The organism is Streptomyces sp. NPDC031379, assembly GCF_055569615.1.
The window spans coordinates 68,692-90,157 of the sequence record NZ_JBVIIT010000004.1 but is presented as its reverse complement, the minus strand read 5'-3'; the positions used below and the strand labels follow the sequence as shown (position 1 = coordinate 90,157).

Below are 21,466 nucleotides of genomic sequence, written 5' to 3'. Positions count from 1 at the left end.
TCAGTCGATCATCTCGATCACCCAGTCGCCGATCGCCCGGACGTGGAGAATCCCTTCCGAGATGCGGTACGGGCCGGAAGTTGCGGTGACTTTGCGCCGGGGGAACAGGTTTTCGTCCAGCTGGTAAAGATGCTGGATGCCGCCCGTGGAGACGTACGACACCTCGACGTCGGGACCGATGTGACGTACGACTCCGTACGCGGTGCCCTGGGTCCGCCGGCCCAGCAGGGGCGCCTCGGTGAAGGGCGCCGGCTCCAGCCGCCACTTCGTGTGCTCCGGGGCGGCGACGATCACGAAGCAGGTGCCACCCGGATCGACCCAGACGGGACCGAGGGCGGGGCGGTGGCGGTCGGTGACGTCGGCGATGATCGCCGATTTGCCGTACGGGTGGTTCCAGGCGTGCGCGACCAGTCTCCCGTCCTTCTTCCGCGAGGTCCGCCGGAGGGCCATCAGCGTCGGGGGACCCTGGTAGCGCAGCACCGTGGTGCCCTTGCCCTCGACGGCTCCGTTGATCAGCGGCGCCTCCTCCTCGGGCAGCAGCCGCAGGCTCCACTCACCGGAGTGCTTGACCCGCACCGCCCGCTCGGCCGCGCCCGCGCCGAAGGTCAGGGCCGTCCCGCGGATCCCGTTGCCGTAGGCGTTCAGCCAGTCGGTCTCGTCGCCGTACTCGTCGACCGACCGCACCTCGACGCCGTAGCTGCGCTCGGCGTCCTTGAACTCGTACCGCACCAGCGCCGGCCGCCCCGGCCGGGGGTTGACGAGCGTGAGCGTCTGCTCGCCCTTGCCCTCGTGGACACCGGCTTTCCGGCCCTTGGCGGGGTCGCGGGCGGGCAGCGGTGAGGCGGTGAGTTCCCACTGGTGCCGGCTCTTGTCGATCACGAGCAGGAGCGGACCCTCGGGGATCCGGACGGTCTCCTTGACCCGTTTGCCGTTCCAGGCGTGGACGAGTTCCTCGGGGCATCGGAGTTCGTCGGGAGTGTCGCCCTTGTGGTAGTTCACCTGGAACCAGCCGTTGTGGCGGTCCGTCGCCCGGACCTTGAGTTCGGCCGCACCACCCGTGTGGACCAGCACTTCGGTCCCGCTGCCCTGGATCGTCCCGGTGCCGATCGGGCGGGCCGCGGACAGGGGCAGGACGGTCAGTGTCCAGTCCCCGGAGTGGCGCACCTTCAGCTTCACCGGGCCGCCCTTGCGCGGCGGTACGAGCAGGGCGCGGCCGTGGAAGTCGGGCAGGTCGCTGCACAGGACGTCGTCGGAGCGGCCGGGGATCTGGATCTGGATGAACTGGTGGTCCTTGACCCGTGCCTCCAGGATCACCGGTGCCGAGTCCGGCGGGAACGGCAGGTCCACGGTGACGGTGGCCCCGCCGCTGCCGTGGTGGACCCACGGCTCGAACTCGAAGGAGCCGGGTTCCCAGGAGCGGCTGGAGCCCGTCCCCACCCCGGTCACGGCGGCCGGGGTGGGGACAGGCGTGGCGGGCACCTGCGTGGCGGGCACCTGCATGGCGGGCGCCGGTACGGCGGGCACCTGCACGGTGGGCACCGGCATCGGTGACGCGGCCACGCCCACAGGCGCCGAGCCGGTCTTGGACACACCCTCCAGAGGCACCGGTCCGGACGCCGGAGCCGGCGCCGGTGCCTCCACCACGATGCCGAAGTCCGTCGCCAGTCCCGCCAGCCCCGAGTCGTAGCCCTGGCCCACCGCGCGGAACTTCCAGACCCCGTCGCGCCGGTAGAACTCGCCGAGGACGAAGGCCGTCTCGGTGGCGGCGTCCGTCACCTCGTAGTGCGCGACGATCGTGCCGTCGAACGTCACCGCCTGGACGTACAGCCCCGGTATCTGCCCGAACGTCCCGCCGTCGCAGGAACCGGCGATCACCACGCGCTGGACGCCGGGCTCGACGTGCGGCAGATCCAGTTCCAGCCACTCGGCGAACTGCCCGCCGCCCTGCCCGACACCCGCGTGCCGGACCGCGCCGGAGGGGTGCGCGGGCTGGTGGTGGAAGACGAGGTCCGCGTCGCCCCGCACCCGGCCCGTCGCGTCCAGCAGCAGCGCGGACGCGTCCACGGCCGGGGTGCCGGGGACCGCGCTGCGGCCGACCGCGACCCGCAAGGGACCTGCGGGGACAGGGGTGTTGGCGCCTTTGGTGATGTGCGTCATGGGGCTCATGGTGACAGTGGAGACGATGTGAAGAAAAGATCGACGAAGTCGTTCCGGAAACCGGGCCGAACGTTTCCGCCCCCGCCCGCGTCATAGGGGAAACGCGGCGAGGAGAGGGGTGGCTGTGCTGCGCAGAAAGGCCCGCCGCGGCCAGGGGGGAGACCACGGGGTCGACGATCCGCTGGACGCGGCCCAGGAGCGCCGGGTGCGGGCGGTGCTCGCGCTCGGCGGGGTGCCGCAGTCGGACCTGCCGGACGGGGTGCAGCAGGTCCGGCTGCGGCTGCTGGAGCGGACCGCGAGCGGCCGGGAGGCACCGCGTGACGTGTCCGCGTGGGCGGCGGTGGTCGCCTCCAACCTCGCCATGGACTGGCACCGGGCCAAGCGGCGCCAGGAACGGCTGGGGGAGCGGCTGGCCGCGCTGCACGAGCCCGTACACCCCTCCGGCGAGGAGACCAGCCTGCTGTCCCTCGCCGTCGCCCGGGGCCTGGACGAACTGCCCGCCGCCCAGCGGCAGGTGCTCGTCCTGCGGTTCTTCGCCGACCTGCCGGTGCGGGGCATCGCCGCGGAGCTGGGCATCCCCGAGGGCACGGTCAAGAGCAGGCTGCACACGGCGGTCCGCGCGCTGCGCGAGAGGCTGCACGAGGACGAGGTGGTGTGACATGACCGCCGAGCACGAGAGCGCGGACGGAGCGGCCCAGGGCGGCATGGACGCCCTGATGGCCGCGATCACCGGGGACCCCCTGCCGGAGGAATCCCGCCGGGACGCGGCCTGTCACGCCGAGCACCGGGCGGCCGAGGCCGACCTGGCGGTGCTGCGGGAACAACTGACCTGGCTGGCGGAGGCACTGACCGGGGAGAGGCACGCCGGGGTGGAGGAGCCGCGGACGGATGCCGCGCGATCGGCGGAGCCGGGCCCCCGGCCCGGTCCGCGCGCACCGGCGCCCGAGGAAGGACCGGCGGCCCCCTCGCCCCCCGCGAAGCGTCCGGCGGCCGGCCGTCCCCGGAGCGTCACGCGCCCCGCCGGCCCGCCCCGGCCCCGGCGCCCGGGCCGCCCGTCGGGGCCGCGCAGGGCCTTGCGGATCGCGCTCGGCTCGCTCGCCGGTGCCACCGCGTTCTGCCTGGCCCTCGGGCTCGGTCTGCTGGTGACCCAGGCCGGTGGCGGGGCGGACGACAAGGGCGCGTCGTCGAAGAGCGCCGCCGACGACGCGGGCAAGGCCGCGCCCCAGGAAAGCGGGCGCCCGGCCGACCCGGAAGGCGACCTGGCCTGCTCCCGGCTGGTGGTCGAGGGCACCGTGGCGAAGGTGGCGCGGCAGCAGGGCTCCTCCTGGAGCCGGGTCACGCTGACCGTGACGCGCTCCTACCGGCCCGCCCACGGACCGGCCGAGGTCGGCGTCCTGCTCGAGGACGGCGCCGAACCGGCACCGCGGAAGGGCCAGCACGTGCTCGTCCGGGTGTTGCAGGGGCAGCAGACCGCGAGCCTGTGGGCCGTCGGTGACACCCGCGTGGCCGCCGAGCGCGCCTGGATCACCGAGGCACTGCCCGGGGCCCGGCACACGACGTGCCCCTACGACGAGGCGTCCTGAGCGGAGCGGGTCGGACAAGGAAGACAAGAAGGAAGAGGGGCGGGTGTCCCCCCGGACACCCGCCCCTCCCCGATGGATCACCCCGTTACGGCGTGACCTTCTCGATCTTGACGCTGCCGGTGCCCGCGACCGTGCCGCGCGCGTTCACCAGCTGGACCTGCCCGAAGAACTCGCGGCCGGCCGGGGCCGCGGCGGCCGCCGTGACCTGGCCCGTCACCGTGGCCGAGTCGCCCGTGCCGAGCTTGACCGCGGCCGAGCCGTCGACCGTGACGGAACCGAGCGAGGAGGAGAAGAACACGTCCCGGTAGTCGTAGTCGGTCGCACCGGACGGGACCGAGTAGCCCACGACCTCGATGGTGTAGGTGCCGGCGGCCGGGGACGGCACGGAGACCGCCTCCTCCGAGTCGCCGTCCGCGGACTGCGCGACCTGCTTGCCGCTCGCGTCGTACACGGTCAGGTCGAGGTCGGCCGCCGCGTCGGAGACGCCGCCGATCGCCACGTCCAGGGACTTGGCACCGGCCGGGACCTCCACCGTGGTGCTCTGCTTCTCGCCCTCCTTGATCGACGGGCGGGCCGTCTTGGAGGAGCCGAGCGGGCCGCCGACCAGCTTGCCGTCCAGGGCCGCGTACGTGTTGGTCACCTTCCAGGAGGCGGTGGCCGGAGTGCCGACCTTGGCCTCGGGGACGGTCACGGTCTCCGGGTCGAAGGCCGCGCCGAGCACGGTGACGTCCAGCTTGTACGGGTTGTCCAGCAGCGGGGACGTGCGCCGGGACTCGACCTCGACCTCCCAGACACCGGCCTGCGGGTCGGCGTAGGAGCGGACGTCCGGCTTGCAGCCGTTGCCGTCGAGGTAGTTGTTGTAGCAGTACGGGGTGCCGGTGTTGTCGACCGGGGTGCCGTACGGGTGGATGGCGATGAACCGGGTCTGGCTCTTGTCCTTCAGCCCGCCGATCGCGACCTCCAGCGACTTGGCGCCCTCGGGCACGGTCAGGAAGTAGGACTGCGTGCTGTTGCGCTGCACCGAAGCCGACGCCGAGTAGGTGAAGCCGACCGGGGCGGAGACCACGACGGTGGTGAGGATCTGCTTGTCGATCCCCTCGGTCCTCGGGTCGTCGACCTCCAGGATCGCGCTCTTGAGGCCCGCGGACTCGGGCGCGGCCTGCACCTTCACCGTCACCGGCTGGTTCAGCGGCAGCCTCACCACGTCGTCGCCGACGATCCGGAAGGTGTGCCCGGCGTTGTTCTCGAAGTGCAGCTCGTGCCGGACGGCCTTGTCCGGGCCGGAGGTGCGGGTGACGGTGACGTCGTACGTCTTCTTCTGCCCGGCCTTCAGACCGCCCTCGCGGTCGTAGAGGCCGGTGCCGAAGCCCGGGGTCTTCAGGGCGTAGTCGATCGCGGTGTCGACCGGGGCCTTGACGGTGTAGTCGTGGGCGGAGGCGCCGTCACGGATGGCGTCCCACGCGTCCACGATGTTGATCAGGCCCGCGCCCTCCTCGTACGCCTGCACACCCTTGATGTGGTCGGCGGTCGAGGTCAGCGCCGTGCGCAGCGTGGCGGGGGTGAGGTCGATGTGCTTCTGCTTCGCGGCGCTCAGCAGCAGCGCGGAGGCACCGGCGGCCTGCGGGGAGGCCATCGAGGTGCCCTGCAGCATCGAGTAGCCGGCCGGCAGCGAGTACCCCGCCTCGGCGACCGGGGAGCCGGGCAGCCAGGTCTGGGTGGTGTTGATCGCGGCGCCGGGCGCGCTCAGGGTCGGGGTGAAGCCGCCGTCCTCGCGCGGGCCGCGCGAGGAGAAGGGCATCATCGCGTACTTCTTCTCCACGGCCGAGCCGTAGTTGGCGGCCCAGGTCTCCTTGGAGACGGCCGCGCCGACCGAGATCACCTTGTCCGCGAGGCCGGGGTCGCCGATGGTGTTGGCGCCGGGGCCGGAGTTGCCCGCGGAGATCACCAGCTGGACGCCGTAGGTGTCGATGAGCCGGGTGTACAGCTCGGCGCGCGCGTTGTTGCCGTCGTTGAGCGCCGGCAGGCCGCCGATCGACATGTTGACGATGTCGACGCCGCGGTTGGTGACGAGGTCGATCATGCCCTCGGTCAGGGCGACGTTGGTGCAGCCGCCGGTCCAGGTGCAGGCACGCGAGGAGACGATCTTCGCGCCCGGGGCCGCGCCGTTCATCTTCCCGCCGAACAGGCCGTTGGCGGCGGTGATGCCGGCGACGTGGGTGCCGTGCTCGGACTCGATGACGCCGATGTTGACGAAGTCGGCCTTCTTGCCGACCCAGTCGCCGCCGTACGGGTCGGTCGGGACGTCCTTGCGGATCTGGACGACGAACGGCTGCCGCTCGGCGACGTCGGTCTTCGGGTCGTCGGTGCCGAACCAGCCGACCTGGTGGTCTTCCTTGTACGGCTTCAGCGGCGTGTCGTCGGTGAAGTCGAAGTTGTTGTTCAGGTCGACGCGGACGGTGCCGGCGGCCGGGTCGTAGAGGATGCCCCAGACGTCGGTGGTGTCGCCGTCGCGGTTGGCGTCGCCCTTGGCGTCGCCGCCGGCCGTCGCGGACTCGCGGAACAGGTTCACCTGGTAGGCGCCCGCGGGCGCCTTCCAGTCGGCGCCGCCGTAGCTGAACGACGGGCCGCTGACCGGGTTGGTCATCCGGCGCCAGGTGCCGTCGCTGTCCAGGATCGGGTCCGTCGCGGTGACCCAGTCGACGATCTTCCGCTCGCCCGTGGTGGTCTTCTGCAGCGCGGGGTGGCCGAGGTCGACGCCGGAGTCGAGGATGCCGATGGTGACGCCGCGACCGTCCGCCTTCGGGTGCTCGTCGACGAAGTCGACGGCACCGGTCTCGAAGGAGGGGTTGTACGGGTTCTCGGCCGGGGTGTTCTTCCCGGGTGCGGGATAACCGCCCGCCGTCGGGCGGGACTTGGCGGTGCTGCTCGCGTCCGGCGTCGGGTCGTCGAGCGGGATCTCGCGCCTGAGGTCGATGGCGTGCACCGAGGAGAGCCCCGCGGCGGCCTCGATGGCCGCGTCGGCCTTGGCGGTCGGGACGGTGGCGCGGACGTAGCCGACCTTGTCGTAGCTGCGGCCCACCGAGCCGCCCTTGACCGCGTCCAGCTTCTCGGCGACCTGCTCGGTCTGCCCCGGGGCCGTCGCGATCATCATCGTGATGTTCTTCGCGCCGTCGGCCTTGGCGTCGGCGAGCGCGTCGGCGTCGTCCGAACCGAGCTTGTCGTGGGCGGACTTGACGCCGGGGTCGGCGGCCGGGGCGGACGGCGCGTCCGCGGCGAGGGCCAGGGGTATCGGCCCCGCCGCGGAGAGGGCGGCCACCACGCCCACGGCCACGGCTATGCGGGCCAGGCGTCTCGGACCGGGTATGGGATCACGCTCGGGCGTGTGGGTCATCGGCATCCCTCAGGTAAAGGAACGAGCGGACGAGAGCGCTCAGCCTTACCGAAGGGACAGTTCTTTGGGGATCGTTGACCGAATCGATATGGATGTATGGGGAAAACCCGCGATGGGATTTGAGTGGATCGGACGTTGATAGTCCGTTATTTGCTCAGTTCTCCTTCGAACGCGCGTAATGGCGGGACGCCTTCGCCCGGTTGCCGCACGCGGCCATCGAGCACCAGCGGCGGGTGCCGTTCCGGGACGTGTCGAAGAAGTGCAGGATGCACGTCTCGTGGGCGCAGCTGCGGATCCGGTCCGGGGCCTGGGCGAGCAGGTCCAGGTAGTTGCGGGCGGCCAGCCAGGCCGGCCCCCAGGCGGGGTCGGCGAACTCGGGCTCCTCGGCGGCGCCCTCCTCGGTCAGCCGGGCCCGGATGCGCCCGTGTGCGAGTACGGCGTCGACGAGCGGGGCTCCCTGCGCCAGTGACCCGTCCACCGCCGCCTTCAGCGCCTCCCGGGCCTGCCGCAGATGGCGCAGCGCGTCCTCGTCGGCCGGGTGTGCTCCGGCGAGCCCGTTGCTCGCGAGCCACACCGCGAGCCCCTCGGTGTCGACGAGCAGGTCCTGGGTGGCGCCCTCCTTGTTCCACCGGGTGTTGAGCAGGTCGAGGGCGAGGGGCTCGCCGGTGAGCGGGCGGGGATCGCGGGCGGCGGACATCGGGCACTCCTTCTCGGCTAACCGCTCAAGAGTACGTGACCGGTTGCGCCTCCGCGTCTAACCCTCTAATGTCGATAACGACAGTTAGAACACCCGAAGGGGGAGTCATGACCCTGCGCACCGGCCACACCGGCCTGAACGTCACCGACCTCGACCGCTCGCTCGCCTTCTACCGCGACGTCCTGGGCTTCCGGCTGCTCACCGAGGGCAAGGAGGACGACCGCAGGTACGCGTTCCTCGGGGACGGCGGCGACGCGCCCGTGCTCACCCTCTGGCAGCAGGCCCGGGGGCCGTACGAGGGCGGCCGGGCCGGACTGCATCACCTGGCCTTCACGGCGGACTCGGTGGACCGGGTCCGGGAGTACGAGACGGCTCTGAGGGCGGCCGGCGTGGAGTTCGCCCACGAAGGCCTGGTGGCCCACCGGGAGGGCTCCGCGTCGGGCGGGATCTTCTTCCACGACCCGGACGGCACCCGCCTGGAGATCTCCGTGCCCGAGGGTGCCGAGGACGCCCCCGCCCCGCACGCCTCCGCTCCGACCTGCGGCTTCTTCTAGTCATGAGCGTCTATCACGCCGGTTCGCGTGCCGTGCAGGACCTGGTCGGCGTGCGGGACCGCGCCGATCACGTCGGACGCTCCCTCGGCCAGGACATCAAGCCGGTCGCGGCCGCGTTCCTGGGGCTGCAGCCGCTGCTCGTCGTCGGCGCGGCGGACCCCGAGACGGGCCGGGTGTGGGCCTCCGCGCTCGCCGGCGCCCCGGGGTTCGTCCGGGCCACGGGGCCCCGGCGGATGTCCGTGGACACCGTCCACGACGACCGTCCGGCCGGCCCCCGCGCAACGGCCCTGGCCACTCCCGGCACCCCCCTCGGCACCCTCGCGCTCGACCCGCGCACCCGCCGCCGGATGCGCCTCAACGGCCGGCTGCGGCCCACGGCCGGGGGCTTCACGGTCGAGGCCGACCAGGTGTTCTCCAACTGCCCGAAGTACATCCGGCGCCGCGCGTCGTTCGAGAGCGTCCCTGACCGTGAGCCGGGCCCACCGCGTTCCCGGCCCCTGCTGACCCCGGAACAGGCCGGCTTCCTCGCGGCGGCCGACACCTTCTTCCTGGCCACCGTGCACGCCCGGGGAGCCGACGTCAGCCACCGGGGCGGCGCCCCCGGCTTCGTCCGGGTCGTCTCACCGCACGAACTGACCTGGCCGGACTACCCCGGCAACGCCATGTTCCTCACCCTGGGCAACCTGCGCGCCGACCCGCGCGCCGGACTGCTCTTCCTGGACTGGACGACCGGCACCACCCTCCAGCTCACCGGCGAGGCGCACACCGAGTTCACCGCCGACGGCCAGCGGGCCGTGCGCTTCGTCGTCACGGAGGTGGTCCAGACCCCGGCCGCCCTGCCGCTGCGCTGGTCCGCACCGGAGTACTCACCGGCCGACCCCGGCCGTTAACGTCATGGGATGAAGCGGAAGTTGAGGGTGGCGGCCTACGCCGTGTGCGTCCGTGACGGACAGATCCTGCTCGCCCGCTCACCGGGGCCCGACGGCACGCCGGAGTGGGTACTGCCCGGCGGCGGCGCGGAGCACGGCGAGGATCCGTACGACACCGTCCGCCGCGAAGTCGCCGAGGAGACCGGTTACCGCGTCGAGGTGGCCGGTCTCCTCGGCATCGACTCCTCCCGCCGTGTCTTCCGCGGCGGTCGCCCGCCCCGCCGCATCGACCACCACGGCGTCCGCATCGTCTACGAGGCCGAGGTCGTCGGCGGCGAACTCCGCTACGAGGTCGGCGGTTCGACCGACTTCGCCGCCTGGCACGGCCTGGACGCCGTGGCCGGGCTCACCCGGGTGCGGCTGGTCGACGTGGGGCTGCGGCTGTGGCGGGAACGGCCGGCGCCGGGGCACCTGCGGCCCGGGGACCGTCCCCTACCCCAGGAGATGAACGAGGAGTGACCGGCCCCCGGCCGCCCGCGATCCACTCCATGACCGCACCGCCTGCCCCGTGATCCACGTACGGTGATCGGCGCTGCGCGTTGCGGCCGCGTTCACGCACAGGTCATCCCCGCTGCCAACGATCCAGAGCGAGCGGGGCGTTCGCGCCTTGGACGGCCCGCGACCACTGCCGACGCGTTCGCACTCGGGGAGATCGCGCCATGTCGCGCATACGCTCTGTCGCCACCTCCGCTCTGGGGGTCCACCGCCGTACCGTCCTCGCCGCCGCCGGAGCGGTCTCGCTCTCCGCCGGCGTCGGCTACGCACTCCGCCCGACCGACAGCGAGGCCGCCACCACCGCCGAGGAGCCCGTCGCCCACTCCGGGCAGGCCTCCGCCGCCGCCCCGCTCGCCCCCTACACCAAGGGCACGACACTCTCCTCCGTCGCCACCCCGCGGGGCGGCTCCGGCTACCGCCGGCTCGGCGACGGCCCCGGCTGGCAGCGGGTGGTGCGCAGCGAGCTGGCCACGCCCAGGTCCGGCCGCGCGAGCCGCCGCAGGGCCCTCGCCGCGTTCGTGCAGTTCACTGACATGCACCTGACGGACGTGCAGCACCCTCTGCGCGTCGAGTTCGTGCGCGCCGCCGACCCGCACGCCTGGCGCCCGCAGGAGGCGCTGACCGTGCAGGGCGCCATCGCGCTCGTCGAGCGGGTCAACGCGCTGCGCGGCGCACCCGTCACCGGTGCCCCGCTCCACTTCGTCATGACCACCGGCGACAACACCGACAACAACGCGGTGTGCGAGCTGGAGTGGTACATGAAGGTGATGAGCGGTGGCCGCATCACCCCCAACACCGGTGATCCCCGGCACTACGAGGGCGTCCAGAGCAGCGGCCTGAAGCTGTACTGGCAGCCCGACGCCACCGTCCGCGACAACGACAAGGCGGTCGGCTTCCCGCACCTGAAGGGCTTCCTGGCCGCCGCGATCCGGGAGGTGAGGAGCCCGGGCCTGAAGCTGCCCTGGTACTCCACCGTCGGCAACCACGACATGCTGCAGCTCGGTGTCTACGGCTCCCACGGCGACGCCTACCTCGCCGAGGCGGCCATCGGCGGCAGGAAGCTGATGAGCGCCTCCGCCGCCGAGGCGAAGAAGTTCCAGAACACCAACAAGAACGCCCTGGATCCCAAGGGCGTCGGCTACCGGGACTTCCTGAAGGCGCACGCGCGCTCCATGCGGTCCGTCACCCCGGACGAGAAGCGGGCACCGTACACGCCGGCCGACTATCTCAAGGCCCACCTGGACCCCGCCCACCAGGGCGTCGGCCCGGTCGGCCACGGCTACTCCGCCGCGAACCTCGACGCCGGGACCCAGTACTACACCTTCCGGGTCTCCGACGACGTCATCGGGATCAGCCTCGACACCAACGACGCCGGCGGCCACTTCGAGGGCTCCCTCGGCACCGCCCAGCTGAAGTGGCTGGAGCGGACCCTGAAGGAGAACAAGGACTCCTACGCCGTGGTCTTCAGCCACCACACCAGCAAGACGATGACCAACACCCGGCCCGACCCGGCGCGCCCCGGCGAGCGCCGGCACACCGGCGACGAGCTGGTGTCCCTCCTCTCCCGGCACCGCAATGTGCTGGCCTGGGTGAACGGGCACGTCCACAAGAACATCATCACCCCGCACAAGGCCTCCGGCGGCGGCTCCTTCTGGGAGATCTCCACCGCCTCGCACATCGACCATCCCCAGCTCGCCCGCATCGTCGAGCTGGTCGACAACAGGGACGGCACGCTCTCCCTCTTCACCACCCTCGTCGAGTCCGCCGCCCCGCACCGCACCGACTTCGCCGACCTCTCGCAGACCGGCCTGGCCGCCCTCTTCCGCGAGCTGTCCTTCAACGCCCCCGGAGCCGGCAGGACGTTCGCGGGCAAGGCCCCCGACCGGAACACGGAGCTGGTACTCAGGAAGGGCTGAAAGTCACCCAACCGGCCCACACCGAGGCAACCTTCGCGCAACACCACCAGGTCCCCTCCCCCGACCGCACCACACACCCACAGGTGGGGGAAGACATGCGCGTACGCACGACTCTGGTGGGCGTCACCGCCCTGCTCCTCACGGCGGCCCTCGCGGCCCCGGCCGTCGCGGCGGCCGGACCCGGCGCCGACCGCGACCACGGCCACGGCGCCACCCGCAAGGCCGTCGAGGCGGCGGTCGAGGCCGGCGTCCCCGGCGTGACCGCCACCGCGAAGGAGGCCCACGGCACCTGGTCCACGACGGCGGGCGCCGGCGACCTCCGCACGGGCGCGCCCCGCTCGGCCGCCGACCGCTACCGCGTCGGCAGCATCACCAAGACCTTCGTCGCGACCGTCCTCCTCCAACTGGAGGCGGAGGGCAGGCTCTCCCTGGACGACAAGGTCGACACATGGCTGCCCGGGGTCGCGCGCGGCCACGGCCACGACGGGCGCCGCATCACCGTCCGCCGGCTCCTCAACCACACCAGCGGCGTCTACAACTACACCGCCGACGAGGACTTCGGCCGCTCGTACTTCCTCAAGGAGGGGTTCTTCCGGCACCGCTACGACACGCTCGCCCCGGGCGACCTGGTGGCGGTCGCCCTGAAGCACGAGCCGGACTTCGCACCGGGCACGTCCTGGAACTACTCCAACACCAACTACGTCCTGGCCGGCATGGTGATCGAGAAGGTGACGGGCCGCTCGTACGCCACCGAGATCCGGCGCCGGATCATCGAGCCCCTGCACCTGCGGGCCACGTCCCTCCCCGGTACGAAGGTCACCGTCCCGCGCCCCAGCGGCCGCGCCTACTCCAAGCTCGGCGAGGCGGCGACGGGCCCCACGTACGACGTCACGACCCTCAACCCCTCCCTCGCCTCCGCGGCCGGCGAGATGATCTCCGACTCCGCGGACCTGGACCGCTTCTACGGCGCCCTGCTCCGCGGAAAGCTCCTGCCGGCCCAGCAGCTGAAGGAGATGAAGACCACCGTGAAGGTCACCGGCGTACCGAACACCGGCTACGGCCTCGGCCTCATGGACCGCACGCTGACCTGCGGCGTCCACGTCTGGGGCCATGACGGAGGCATCCACGGCTCCGCGTCCGCTGCGGCGACGACGACGGACGGCCGCCACTCCCTCGCGCTGAACTTCAACGGGGACTGGGCGGGGGACATGGACGCGGTGATCGAAGGAGAATTCTGTTAGGCAACGTTGCATTCGCGTAGTTCCGTGTTAACACGTCCGTAATGTCCATACCGCCTCATATCGGCTAACCCGGTCTTCACGGGGATGGCTCGATTCATATGCAAGGCGGGTGGTCGTGTGCACGCGAGGCACGGACTGCGTGTGCTGTCGGTCTACGAGGGCTTCTTCTCCGGAGGGGCCCGGATCGTGCACAGCGACGTCGTACGGGGACTGGCCGAGGGCGGCCAGTCCCACCAGGTGCTCAGCATCCATGGCGAGGTTCACCGCGAAGCCACCCGGCAGCGGATGGAGGACGATCACTGCTACCGGACGCTGACGGCCGCCGGGGTCGCCGTCACCTCGCTGGGCCGCAGCGCCGGGCTGGTCGACGGCACGCTCGCGGCGAACGTTTTCAGCGGGCCCGAGCTGGCCGGAACCGCGCGGTCGATGGCGGGGGCGGATGTGATCCTCTCCCTGAAGGAGCAGCCGCTGGCCCTGCTGAACCAGCGCGGGCTGCCCCGCCGCCCGGTCGTGGTCTGCCTGCACCGCTCCGACCCCGAGAACCAGGGGCGCGCCCTGGCCGAGCTGAAGGCCGCGATCGCCGACGGCACGGTGGTGGCCTGCGTGTGCTGCGCCGAGTCCACCCGGGCGGCGTACGAGGCCGCGGGCGTCCCGCGCGAGCTGCTGCACGTCATACCCAATGGCGTGGACCTGCTCCGCTTCCGCCCGGACGCGGCGGTCCGGCTCGCCTTCCGGGCCTCCCTGGGCATCCCCGCCACCGCCCCGGTGATCGTCTTCGCGGCCCGCTACGCCGCGATGAAGAACGTTCCGCTCTTCCTCCGGGCGGCCCGGGCCTGGCTGTCCCGGACGGACGGCGGCCACGTACTGATGTGCGGGGCCGGGATGACACCGGGCAACCCCGGCCTGCGCGCGGACCTGGAGGCCGCCTTCGCCGGGGAGCGCCGGCTCACCGACCGGGTGCGTCCGCTCGGCGTCCGGCACGACATGGAGGCCGTCTACGCCGCCGCCGACGTGGTCGCCCTCACCTCCGTCTCCGGCGAGGCGGCCCCGCTGTGCCTGATCGAGGGCATGATGTGCGGCGCGGTCCCGGTCACGACCGACGTGGGCGACAGCGCGGCGATCGTCACCGGGCACGGCTTCGTCACCCCGCCGGACCCCGGCGCGATCGCCCTGGCCTGGTCGGCGGCGGTCGCGGGACGCACGGAGCTGACACCCGCGCTGGAGCGGAGCCGGGAGCGGTTCAGCCGTACCAGGATGATCGCCGCGTACGCCGCGCTGCTCGACGGGGTGTACGCCGCGCACCCCGGTCACGCCGGCGCGTACGGCGAGCGGGCCGCGTGGTGATCAATTCGGTTGACGGTGGACACGCCATGCGCGAGTGTTCCGGCCGATGACACGAACTGATACGCCTTCCTCCTGGGACGAGCGCACCCAGCTGACCACCTTCCTCGACTACGCCCGGGCCACCGCCCGTGCCAAGTGCGAGGGCGTCTCGCCGCAGGACGCCCGCCGGGCGCCGCTGCCGGGCTCGCCGCTCATGACCCTGTGCGGTCTGGTCAACCACCTGCGCTGGGTGGAGTACTGGTGGTTCCAGGTGGTCCTCCTCGGCGAGGAGGACCAGGGGCCGTGGACCGACGAGGACCCCGACCGGGAGATGCGGATCGCGGTCGACATCCCGCTGGAGCAGTTGCTCGCCGAGTACGAGGAGCAGTCCGCCCGCTACCGCGAACTGGTCGCGGAAACCGACCTGGACACGCAGGTGAAGCGGCCGATCCGCGACGGCCGGCACCCCGACCTCCGCTGGGTGCTGCTGCACCTGATCGAGGAGATCTCCCGGCACAACGGGCACATCGACGTCGTTCGGGAGCTGGTCGACGGGACCACGGGCAGCTAGGCGACCACACGAAGAGGGGCCACCGGGATCGTCCCGGTGGCCCCTCTTCTCCCCTCCTGGTGGCCCTCTTGGTGTTCTCCCGGTCCGTCACTACCGGGGCAGCACCACGACGTACGCGGCCGGATCACGGTCGCCGGACGCCATCAGCGCCGTCCGTACCACCGCCGCCTGCTGCTCCATCGCGTCCCTGAGCTTCTTCGGCGTGACGTACACGACCGTGATCCCCAGGCGCTCCAGGTGCTCGCGCTTGCGGGCGTACTCCGACCACAGGGCGTCCTCGTCCTGGCGGGGTGCGCGGGTGTCGAGTTCGACGGCGACCGCCTGGTCCGGCCAGTACGCGTCCAGGCCGCCCAGGTGCGGGCCGCCGGGCAGGCGCAGGTCGACGTTCCAGACCGGGTCGGGCAGGCCGTACTCGTGGACCATCCGGTACAGGCGGTCCTCGGCGATCGAGCGGCCCTGCTCCAGCAGCGAGTCCACCGCGTCCACCACGTGCGGCCGGTTCAGCAGCTTGGCCTGCGTCAACTCCTTGACCACCGCGGCCGGTTCGCAGTGCCCGCCGCGTACCGCCTCGGTCAGCAGCCGCCGTACCGCCTGGGCGTCCGTCAGTTCCGCCACCGCGTCCGCCAGCGCCCGCGCCACCGGCGCCACCGGCAGGCCCGTCACCACCCGGGGGGTGGGCAGGGCCGCGGCGCGCAGGACGTGGACGTACCCCGAGGAGCGCAGCCGGCGCAGGCGCGGGACCAGGACGTCGACGTGGTCCAGGGAGAGCAGCGGCGGGACGGCGGAGAAGCCGTACAGGGTGAGGGCCGCGAGGCCCGTGACCATCGCGTCCGCGTACAGCGGGCGGTGCGGGCCCTCGGCCGTCGGCTGGGCCGGGACGCCCGGTGCCGACTCGCGGGCCGCGTACAGCAGGGCCCCGTGCAGCCGCTCCTCACTCGTCGGCGGGCCGGGGTGCAGCAGGACCACGTTCGGGAGCAGCTGCTGCCAGGGGCCGTCGGGGCGGCACTGCTCGGTCAGCTCGGCCGGGGTCACGCCGTGGGCGCGGAGCTGGGCCGCCGTCAGGACGCGGCGGTGGACCTCGGAGAGGTGACGGAGGGGGCGGGGGGAGAGCGGGGTGTTGTGCGTCATGGCCTGGGGATTCCCGCACCTGGTCCGCTCCTTAACCGCTGTTACACGGTCGTCGAGAAATGCGGACAAGACGGGACTAAAGGTCAGGTGTTCGGATGCCGAGTAGGAACCGAAAACCCCTGGTCCGATCGGGTGCGGGCCAGGGGTTACGGCTACTCTTGACCGAATTTCGTAACGGTCACCGCGCGGGGAAGCTCAGGCCAAAGCTCACCGGTCGGCGGCCGCCGCGTCGCACTCCTGTGCGCGCAGCGCCCGCGCCAGGTCGTCCCGCGCCTCCAGCACCAGCCGGCGCAGCGCCGGCGCCGCGTCCGCGTGCGCCGCCAGCCACGCGTCCGTCGCGTCGAGGGTCTCCTGACGGTCCTGGAAGGACGGGAACAGCCCCCGGACCACGTCCATGCCGATCTGGATCGACCGCTCCCGCCACACCCGCTCGATCGCCGCGAAGTACAACTGCGCGTACGGCGCGGTCAGCTCCCGCTGCGAGGGCTGGCCGAAGCCCGCGATCGTCGCCTCCACCAGCGCGTTCGACAGCGCGTCGGACTCCACCACCTGCGCCCACGCCTGCGCCTTGACCGCCGCCGACGGGCGGGCCGCCAGGCAGCGCACCTGGTGCCGCTTGCCGGAGGCCGTGTCGTCCCGGGCCAGCTCGGCCGCCAGCACCGGCTCCTCGGCCGCCCCGTGCGCGGCCAGCGGCTCCAGGAACGCCCAGCGCAGCTCCTGGTCCACCTCCAGGCCGTCGATCGAGGTCGTACCGTCCAGCAGGTCCGTCAGCAACTTCAGGTCCGGCTCGGCGAAGGCCACGGCCGCGAAGAACCGCGCCCAGGCCAGCTGGTGCTCACTGCCCGGCTCGGCCGCCCTCAGCTCCCGCAGGGCACCCTCGGCGAGCAGCTCCCCGCCGGTCTCCCGCCAGGCCGGTGCCGCGTAGTGCACCAGCGCCGAGTTCGCCCAGGCGTGCAGCATCTGCAGCACGCCGATGTCCGACTCGCGGCCCGCGAACCGCAGCACGAGATCGATGAAGTCCCGCGCGGGGAGCAGTGCGTCCCGGGTCGAGTTCCACAGCGCCGACCAGCACAGCGCACGGGCCAGCGGGTCGGTCAGCGCGCCCAGGTGCGCGCGCAGGGTCGCCAGCGAGGTCTCGTCGAAGCGGACCTTGCAGTAGGTCAGGTCGTCGTCGTTGACCAGCACCAGCTCCGGCGCCTCGCCGCCCGCCAGCTCCGCCACGACCGTACGCGGGCCGTGCACGTCCGCCTCCACGCGCGCGTACCGCTCCACCGCGCCCTCGGGGGTGCGGCGGTACAGGCCCACCGCGACCCGGTGCGGCCGCAGCTCCGGGTGCGCCTCCGGGGCCTCCTGGACGATCGCCAGCTCGGCGATCCGGCCGCCCTCGGTGTCCAGCAGCACCTGCGGGGTCAGCGAGTTCACCCCGGCCGTCTGCAGCCAGGACCGCGACCACGCGGTCATGTCCCGGCCGCTGGTCTCCGCCAGCACCGACAGCAGGTCGCCGAGCCGCGTGTTGCCGTACGCGTTGCGCTTGAAGTAGCGGCGGGCGCCCTCCAGGAACGCGTCCTGGCCGACGTACGCCACCAGCTGCTTGAGCACGGAGGCGCCCTTGGCGTAGGTGATGCCGTCGAAGTTCAGCTTGGCGTCCTCCAGGTCACGGATGTCCGCCGTGATCGGATGCGTGGACGGCAGCTGGTCGGCGCGGTACGCCCAGGCCTTGCGGCGGTTGGCGAAGGTGATCCAGGCGTCGGTGAACCGGGTCGCGCCGACGTTCGCGAACGTGCCCATGAAGTCCGCGAAGGACTCCTTCAGCCACAGGTCGTCCCACCACTCCATGGTGACCAGGTCGCCGAACCACATGTGCGCCATCTCGTGCAGGATGACGTTGGCCCGCGCCTCGTACGACGCCTGCGTCACCTTCCCGCGGAAGATGTACTCCTCGCGGAACGTCACCAGACCCGGGTTCTCCATCGCCCCCAGGTTGTACTCGGGCACGAACGCCTGGTCGTACTTCCCGAACGGGTACGGGTAGTCGAAGTGGTCGTGGAAGAAGTCCAGGCCCTGCTTGGTGACGAGGAAGACGTCCTCGGCGTCGAAGTGCGGGGCGAGCCCCTTGCGGCACATCGCGCCCAGCGGGATCTCCAGCTTCGTCCCGTCCTCGAAGGTGCGGGAGTAGGAGTCCGTCACGTAGTGGTATGGGCCGGCCACCACACACGTGATGTACGTCGAGATCGGCTTGGTCTCCGCGAACCGCCACACGCCGTCGGTGAGTTCGCCCGCGCCGTTGCTCCACACCGTCCAGCCCTCGGGCGCCCGCACCTCGAAGCGGTACGGGGCCTTCAGGTCCGGCTGCTCGAAGTTCGCGAAGACACGGCGGGCGTCTGCCGGCTCGTACTGCGTGTAGAGGTAGACCTCGCCGTCCTCGGGGTCGACGAAGCGGTGCAGGCCCTCGCCGGTGCGCGAGTAGGCGCACCGGGCGTCGACCACCAGCTCGTTCTCGGCGGCCAGGTCCTCCAGCGCGATCCGCGAGCCGTCGAAGACCTCGCTCGGGTCCAGGTCCTTGCCGTTGAGCGACACGGAGGTCACGCCCGGCGCGATCAGATCGGCGAAGCTCGACGCGCCCGGCTCGTTGCAGCGGAAGCGGACGGTGGTCACCGAGCGGAAGGTGCGCGGCTCGCCGTCCCCGTCGCCGACGGCGGACCTCAGGTCCAGGGACACGTCGTACCCGTCGACGGACAGCAGTGCGGCCCGCTCCCGGGCCTCGTCGCGGGACAGATTCTCACCGGGCACGGGCGGCACTCCCTCGTGGTCGCGTGAATGGTGGCTGAACAGGACCGATCCTGCCATGTGCACCTGACGGGGGCAGCAGGGAATGCGGCTGCCGGCGACGTCGTTGACGGTTGAAAAGACCTTTTCGCTGAGGAGAACCATGTCCGAGACCGCGATCTCGTCCGGCAAGACCCCCGTCGACTTCTGGTTCGACCCGCTGTGCCCCTGGGCATGGATGACCTCCCGGTGGGTGCTGGAGGTGGAGAAGGTCCGCGACATCGAGGTCCGCTGGCACATCATGAGCCTCGCCGTCCTCAACGAGAACAAGCTGGACGAGCTGCCCGAGGACTACCGGGAGCTGCTCACCACCAAGGCGTGGAAGGCGGTGCGCGTGGTCACCGCGGCCTGGCAGAAGCACGGTGACGACGTCCTGGGCCCGCTCTACACCGCCCTCGGCACCCGCATCCACAACAACGCCGAGGGCGTCACCCTGGAGGCCATCGCCGGGGCGCTCACGGACGCCGGCCTGCCCGCCGAGCTGATCGAGTACGCCGACCAGGAGGACTTCGAGTTCGACGCCGAGCTGCGCGCCTCCCACAAGGAGGGCATCGAGAAGGTCGGCCAGGACGTCGGCACCCCGGTCATCGCGGTCCCGGGCGCCGACGGCGAGCAGATCGCCTTCTTCGGCCCGGTCGTCACCCCCGCCCCTCAGGGCGAGGAGGCGGCCCGCCTGTGGGACGGCACGATCGCCGTGGCCTCGGTCCCGGGCTTCTACGAGATCAAGCGGACCCGCACCAAGGGCCCCGACTTCAGCAACCTGTAGATCCTCCGCCGGGTCCGGCGCCGCTCGGCGCCGGGCCCGTGTCGTGGCCCGGCCGGCGACCGTGCCGGTCACGGCCGCCGCAGCAGTCCCCGCTCCATGGCCACCACCACCGCCCGGGTCCGGTCGTTGACGTCCAGCTTGGCGAACAGGCGCAGCAGATGGGTCTTGACGGTGGCCTCGGAGATGACGAGGCGGCGGCCGATCTCGGCGTTGGTGAGGCCGTCCGCCACCGCGTCGAGTACGTCGGTCTCGCGGGCGGTGAGCGGGTCCTGGACCGGGCGTCGCATCCGGGCGATCAGCTTCTCCGCCACGCGCGGAGCGAGCACGGTCTCGCCCCGTGCGGCCGAGCGGATCGCGTCGGCCAGCTGTTGCCGGGTGGTGTCCTTGAGCAGGTAGCCGATGGCGCCGGCCTCGACGCCCCGCTCGATGTCGGCGTCCGTGTCGTACGTGGTGAGGATCAGCACCCGGGTGCGCGGGTGCCGGGCGGCGATCCCGGCGGTCGTGGCGACCCCGTCCAGCACCGGCATGCGCAGATCGACCAGCGCCACGTCCGGTTCGTGCAGGGCGACCAGATCGAGTCCGGCACGGCCGTCGCCCGCCTCGCCGACGACCTCGATGTCGCTCTCCCCGTCGAGCAGGGCGATCACCCCGGCCCGCATCACGGTGTGGTCGTCCACCACGACGACGCGCAGCTTCCCCCCGGTCATACCGCTCCCTCCACCGGGACCACGGCCAGGACCCTCGTCCCGTCGCCGACCGAACTGGTCACCGTCAGCCGCCCGCCCAGCTCGGCGAGCCGCTTGCGCATCCCGTCCAGCCCGAAGCCCGTCGAGGCCTCCACCGCGAACCCGGCACCGTCGTCGGTCACCTCCAGCTCCACGCCGTGCGGCCGCCGGGCCAGCACCACCCCGACCGTGGAGGCCCGGGCGTGCTTGCGCACGTTGGCCAGGGACTCCTGGGTGCAGCGCAGCAGCGCGATCCGGGTCTGCTGGTCGCAGTCGAGGTCGGCCAGCTCGGCGTCCACGGTCAGCCCGGTGTCCTCGGCGAACCGGTCCAGGATGCGACGCAGCGTCTGCGCCACGGAACCGGACTGCGGCCGCTGCCCCTGTCCGCCCGAGGCGACCAGTTCCCGGGCCTCGGCGAGGTTCTCGCGCGCCGTCGACTCGATCGAGCGCAGCCGGCGGGCACTGCGCCCGGGATCCGTCGCCAGGCCCGCCCGGGCCGCCTCCGCCAGGACGACGATGGACGCGAAGCCCTGCGCCAGTGTGTCGTGGATCTCCCGGGCCATCCGCTCCCTCTCGTCGGCCGCGCCCTGCCGTTGGTGCGCCTGCGACAGCTCCGCCTGCGTGCGCTCCAACTCGACGATGAGCCGGGCGCGTTCGGTGCTCTGCTCGACGACGGCCCGCGCCCACAGTCCGATCAGCACGCCCACCGCGACGACGATCAGCGTGCCCACGACCGTCTCGCCGAAGAACTCCCCCGACCAGCCCTGCCGCACCCAACTCCCCACCAGGGTGGTGGCGGTGGCCAGTCCGAGGAAGGCGAGCGAGATCCGCGGGGTCCGCCCGAACATCCAGTAGTGCGGCAGCGTCACCATGAACAGGGCCGCGTAACTGGTGCGCAGGTAGGCCAGTCCGCCGAGCGCCAGCACCAGCACCGCCAGGTATCCGTGCGGCCGCACCAGAGCGTTGGCCGGGAAGCGGTGCAGGACGGCGAAGCCCAGGGCCACGCAGCCGAGCAGGGCCAGGGCCGCGTACCGGGCGCCGCCCTCGCCCAGCGCGGTGATCCCGACGGCCATCGCCGCGAACAGCACCCAGCACACCGCGTTCCATCGGCGCAGCGTCGTCGCCCAGAAGGCGTCGGCGGACAATCCGGCAGGAGAGGTCATG

The 21,466-nt window shown here is 72.2% G+C and carries 17 protein-coding genes; 10 read left to right on the top strand and 7 right to left on the bottom strand.

What is annotated here, in order from left to right:
* Window positions 1-2,157: a TerD family protein gene (locus ACZ5CW_RS07210; protein ID WP_468599167.1), complete on the bottom strand. Its 2,157-nt coding sequence runs from the start codon at window positions 2,155-2,157 to the stop codon at window positions 1-3.
* Between the two features lie 118 nt (window positions 2,158-2,275).
* Between ACZ5CW_RS07210 and ACZ5CW_RS07205 the strand changes: the two genes are divergently transcribed.
* Entirely contained in the window at window positions 2,276-2,815 is a 540-nt protein-coding gene (locus ACZ5CW_RS07205; RefSeq protein WP_468599165.1) for an RNA polymerase sigma factor, read from the top strand.
* A 1-nt stretch (window position 2,816) separates the two neighbouring features.
* Window positions 2,817-3,740, top strand: a complete 924-nt coding sequence (locus tag ACZ5CW_RS07200) for a hypothetical protein (protein ID WP_468599164.1) — start codon at window positions 2,817-2,819, stop codon at window positions 3,738-3,740.
* A gap of 85 nt (window positions 3,741-3,825) precedes the next feature.
* On the opposite strand, the gene ACZ5CW_RS07195 is transcribed toward ACZ5CW_RS07200, so the two are convergent.
* Both ACZ5CW_RS07195 and ACZ5CW_RS07190 read right to left on the bottom strand, forming a co-directional pair.
* Window positions 3,826-7,131: a S8 family serine peptidase gene (locus ACZ5CW_RS07195; RefSeq protein ID WP_468599162.1), complete on the bottom strand. Its 3,306-nt coding sequence runs from the start codon at window positions 7,129-7,131 to the stop codon at window positions 3,826-3,828.
* 154 nt (window positions 7,132-7,285) lie between these two features.
* Window positions 7,286-7,828, bottom strand: a complete 543-nt coding sequence (locus ACZ5CW_RS07190) for a CGNR zinc finger domain-containing protein (protein WP_468599161.1) — start codon at window positions 7,826-7,828, stop codon at window positions 7,286-7,288.
* Between the two features lie 107 nt (window positions 7,829-7,935).
* Here ACZ5CW_RS07190 and ACZ5CW_RS07185 point away from each other — a divergent pair, with 107 nt between their 5' ends.
* The 7 genes from ACZ5CW_RS07185 (at window position 7,936) to ACZ5CW_RS07155 (ending at window position 14,857) form a co-directional block, all read left to right on the top strand.
* Window positions 7,936-8,382: a VOC family protein gene (locus ACZ5CW_RS07185; protein ID WP_468599160.1), complete on the top strand. Its 447-nt coding sequence runs from the start codon at window positions 7,936-7,938 to the stop codon at window positions 8,380-8,382.
* A 2-nt stretch (window positions 8,383-8,384) separates the two neighbouring features.
* On the top strand, window positions 8,385-9,272 hold the full coding sequence (locus tag ACZ5CW_RS07180) for a pyridoxamine 5'-phosphate oxidase family protein (RefSeq protein ID WP_468599158.1): 888 nt from the start codon (window positions 8,385-8,387) through the stop codon (window positions 9,270-9,272).
* Window positions 9,273-9,281: 9 nt separating this feature from the next.
* Window positions 9,282-9,770 carry an NUDIX hydrolase gene (locus tag ACZ5CW_RS07175; protein WP_468599156.1) on the top strand — a complete coding sequence of 163 codons (489 nt, stop codon included), beginning with the start codon at window positions 9,282-9,284 and terminating at the stop codon, window positions 9,768-9,770.
* Window positions 9,771-9,970: 200 nt separating this feature from the next.
* On the top strand, window positions 9,971-11,722 hold the full coding sequence (locus ACZ5CW_RS07170) for a TIGR03767 family metallophosphoesterase (RefSeq protein ID WP_468599155.1): 1,752 nt from the start codon (window positions 9,971-9,973) through the stop codon (window positions 11,720-11,722).
* A 95-nt stretch (window positions 11,723-11,817) separates the two neighbouring features.
* On the top strand, window positions 11,818-12,963 hold the full coding sequence (locus ACZ5CW_RS07165) for a serine hydrolase domain-containing protein (protein WP_468599153.1): 1,146 nt from the start codon (window positions 11,818-11,820) through the stop codon (window positions 12,961-12,963).
* A 141-nt stretch (window positions 12,964-13,104) separates the two neighbouring features.
* On the top strand, window positions 13,105-14,307 hold the full coding sequence (locus tag ACZ5CW_RS07160; RefSeq protein ID WP_468599519.1) for a glycosyltransferase: 1,203 nt from the start codon (window positions 13,105-13,107) through the stop codon (window positions 14,305-14,307).
* Between the two features lie 46 nt (window positions 14,308-14,353).
* Window positions 14,354-14,857 carry a DinB family protein gene (locus tag ACZ5CW_RS07155; protein ID WP_468599152.1) on the top strand — a complete coding sequence of 168 codons (504 nt, stop codon included), beginning with the start codon at window positions 14,354-14,356 and terminating at the stop codon, window positions 14,855-14,857.
* A 90-nt stretch (window positions 14,858-14,947) separates the two neighbouring features.
* Here ACZ5CW_RS07155 and ACZ5CW_RS07150 read toward each other — a convergent pair whose 3' ends face one another.
* Complete coding sequence (locus tag ACZ5CW_RS07150) at window positions 14,948-15,985, bottom strand: hypothetical protein (protein ID WP_468599151.1); 1,038 nt, start codon at window positions 15,983-15,985, stop codon at window positions 14,948-14,950.
* Window positions 15,986-16,192: 207 nt separating this feature from the next.
* Complete coding sequence (pepN, locus tag ACZ5CW_RS07145; protein WP_468599150.1) at window positions 16,193-18,775, bottom strand: aminopeptidase N; 2,583 nt, start codon at window positions 18,773-18,775, stop codon at window positions 16,193-16,195.
* 139 nt (window positions 18,776-18,914) lie between these two features.
* On the opposite strand from pepN, the gene ACZ5CW_RS07140 reads away from it, so the two are divergent.
* Window positions 18,915-19,577 carry a mycothiol-dependent nitroreductase Rv2466c family protein gene (locus tag ACZ5CW_RS07140; RefSeq protein WP_468599148.1) on the top strand — a complete coding sequence of 221 codons (663 nt, stop codon included), beginning with the start codon at window positions 18,915-18,917 and terminating at the stop codon, window positions 19,575-19,577.
* A gap of 68 nt (window positions 19,578-19,645) precedes the next feature.
* Here ACZ5CW_RS07140 and ACZ5CW_RS07135 read toward each other — a convergent pair whose 3' ends face one another.
* Together ACZ5CW_RS07135 and ACZ5CW_RS07130 are read right to left on the bottom strand one after the other, a co-directional pair.
* Window positions 19,646-20,284, bottom strand: coding sequence for a response regulator (locus ACZ5CW_RS07135; protein WP_468599147.1), 639 nt, complete (start codon window positions 20,282-20,284; stop codon window positions 19,646-19,648).
* Complete coding sequence (locus ACZ5CW_RS07130; protein WP_468599146.1) at window positions 20,281-21,465, bottom strand: sensor histidine kinase; 1,185 nt, start codon at window positions 21,463-21,465, stop codon at window positions 20,281-20,283. The genes ACZ5CW_RS07135 and ACZ5CW_RS07130 overlap by 4 nt, the downstream gene beginning before the upstream one ends.
* Window position 21,466: the final 1 nt, after the last annotated feature.

What these genes read in the sequence shown, in the direction of transcription:
- ACZ5CW_RS07210 (WP_468599167.1), bottom strand. Translation starts at nt 2,157, where the DNA reads ATGACGCACATCACCAAAGGCGCCAACACCCCTGTCCCCGCAGGTCCC.
- ACZ5CW_RS07200 (WP_468599164.1), top strand. Translation starts at nt 2,817, where the DNA reads ATGACCGCCGAGCACGAGAGCGCGGACGGAGCGGCCCAGGGCGGCATG.
- ACZ5CW_RS07195 (WP_468599162.1), bottom strand. Translation starts at nt 7,131, where the DNA reads ATGACCCACACGCCCGAGCGTGATCCCATACCCGGTCCGAGACGCCTG.
- ACZ5CW_RS07190 (WP_468599161.1), bottom strand. Translation starts at nt 7,828, where the DNA reads ATGTCCGCCGCCCGCGATCCCCGCCCGCTCACCGGCGAGCCCCTCGCC.
- ACZ5CW_RS07185 (WP_468599160.1), top strand. Translation starts at nt 7,936, where the DNA reads ATGACCCTGCGCACCGGCCACACCGGCCTGAACGTCACCGACCTCGAC.
- ACZ5CW_RS07180 (WP_468599158.1), top strand. Translation starts at nt 8,385, where the DNA reads ATGAGCGTCTATCACGCCGGTTCGCGTGCCGTGCAGGACCTGGTCGGC.
- ACZ5CW_RS07175 (WP_468599156.1), top strand. Translation starts at nt 9,282, where the DNA reads ATGAAGCGGAAGTTGAGGGTGGCGGCCTACGCCGTGTGCGTCCGTGAC.
- ACZ5CW_RS07170 (WP_468599155.1), top strand. Translation starts at nt 9,971, where the DNA reads ATGTCGCGCATACGCTCTGTCGCCACCTCCGCTCTGGGGGTCCACCGC.
- ACZ5CW_RS07165 (WP_468599153.1), top strand. Translation starts at nt 11,818, where the DNA reads ATGCGCGTACGCACGACTCTGGTGGGCGTCACCGCCCTGCTCCTCACG.
- ACZ5CW_RS07155 (WP_468599152.1), top strand. Translation starts at nt 14,354, where the DNA reads ATGACACGAACTGATACGCCTTCCTCCTGGGACGAGCGCACCCAGCTG.
- ACZ5CW_RS07150 (WP_468599151.1), bottom strand. Translation starts at nt 15,985, where the DNA reads ATGACGCACAACACCCCGCTCTCCCCCCGCCCCCTCCGTCACCTCTCC.
- ACZ5CW_RS07140 (WP_468599148.1), top strand. Translation starts at nt 18,915, where the DNA reads ATGTCCGAGACCGCGATCTCGTCCGGCAAGACCCCCGTCGACTTCTGG.
- ACZ5CW_RS07135 (WP_468599147.1), bottom strand. Translation starts at nt 20,284, where the DNA reads ATGACCGGGGGGAAGCTGCGCGTCGTCGTGGTGGACGACCACACCGTG.
- ACZ5CW_RS07130 (WP_468599146.1), bottom strand. Translation starts at nt 21,465, where the DNA reads ATGACCTCTCCTGCCGGATTGTCCGCCGACGCCTTCTGGGCGACGACG.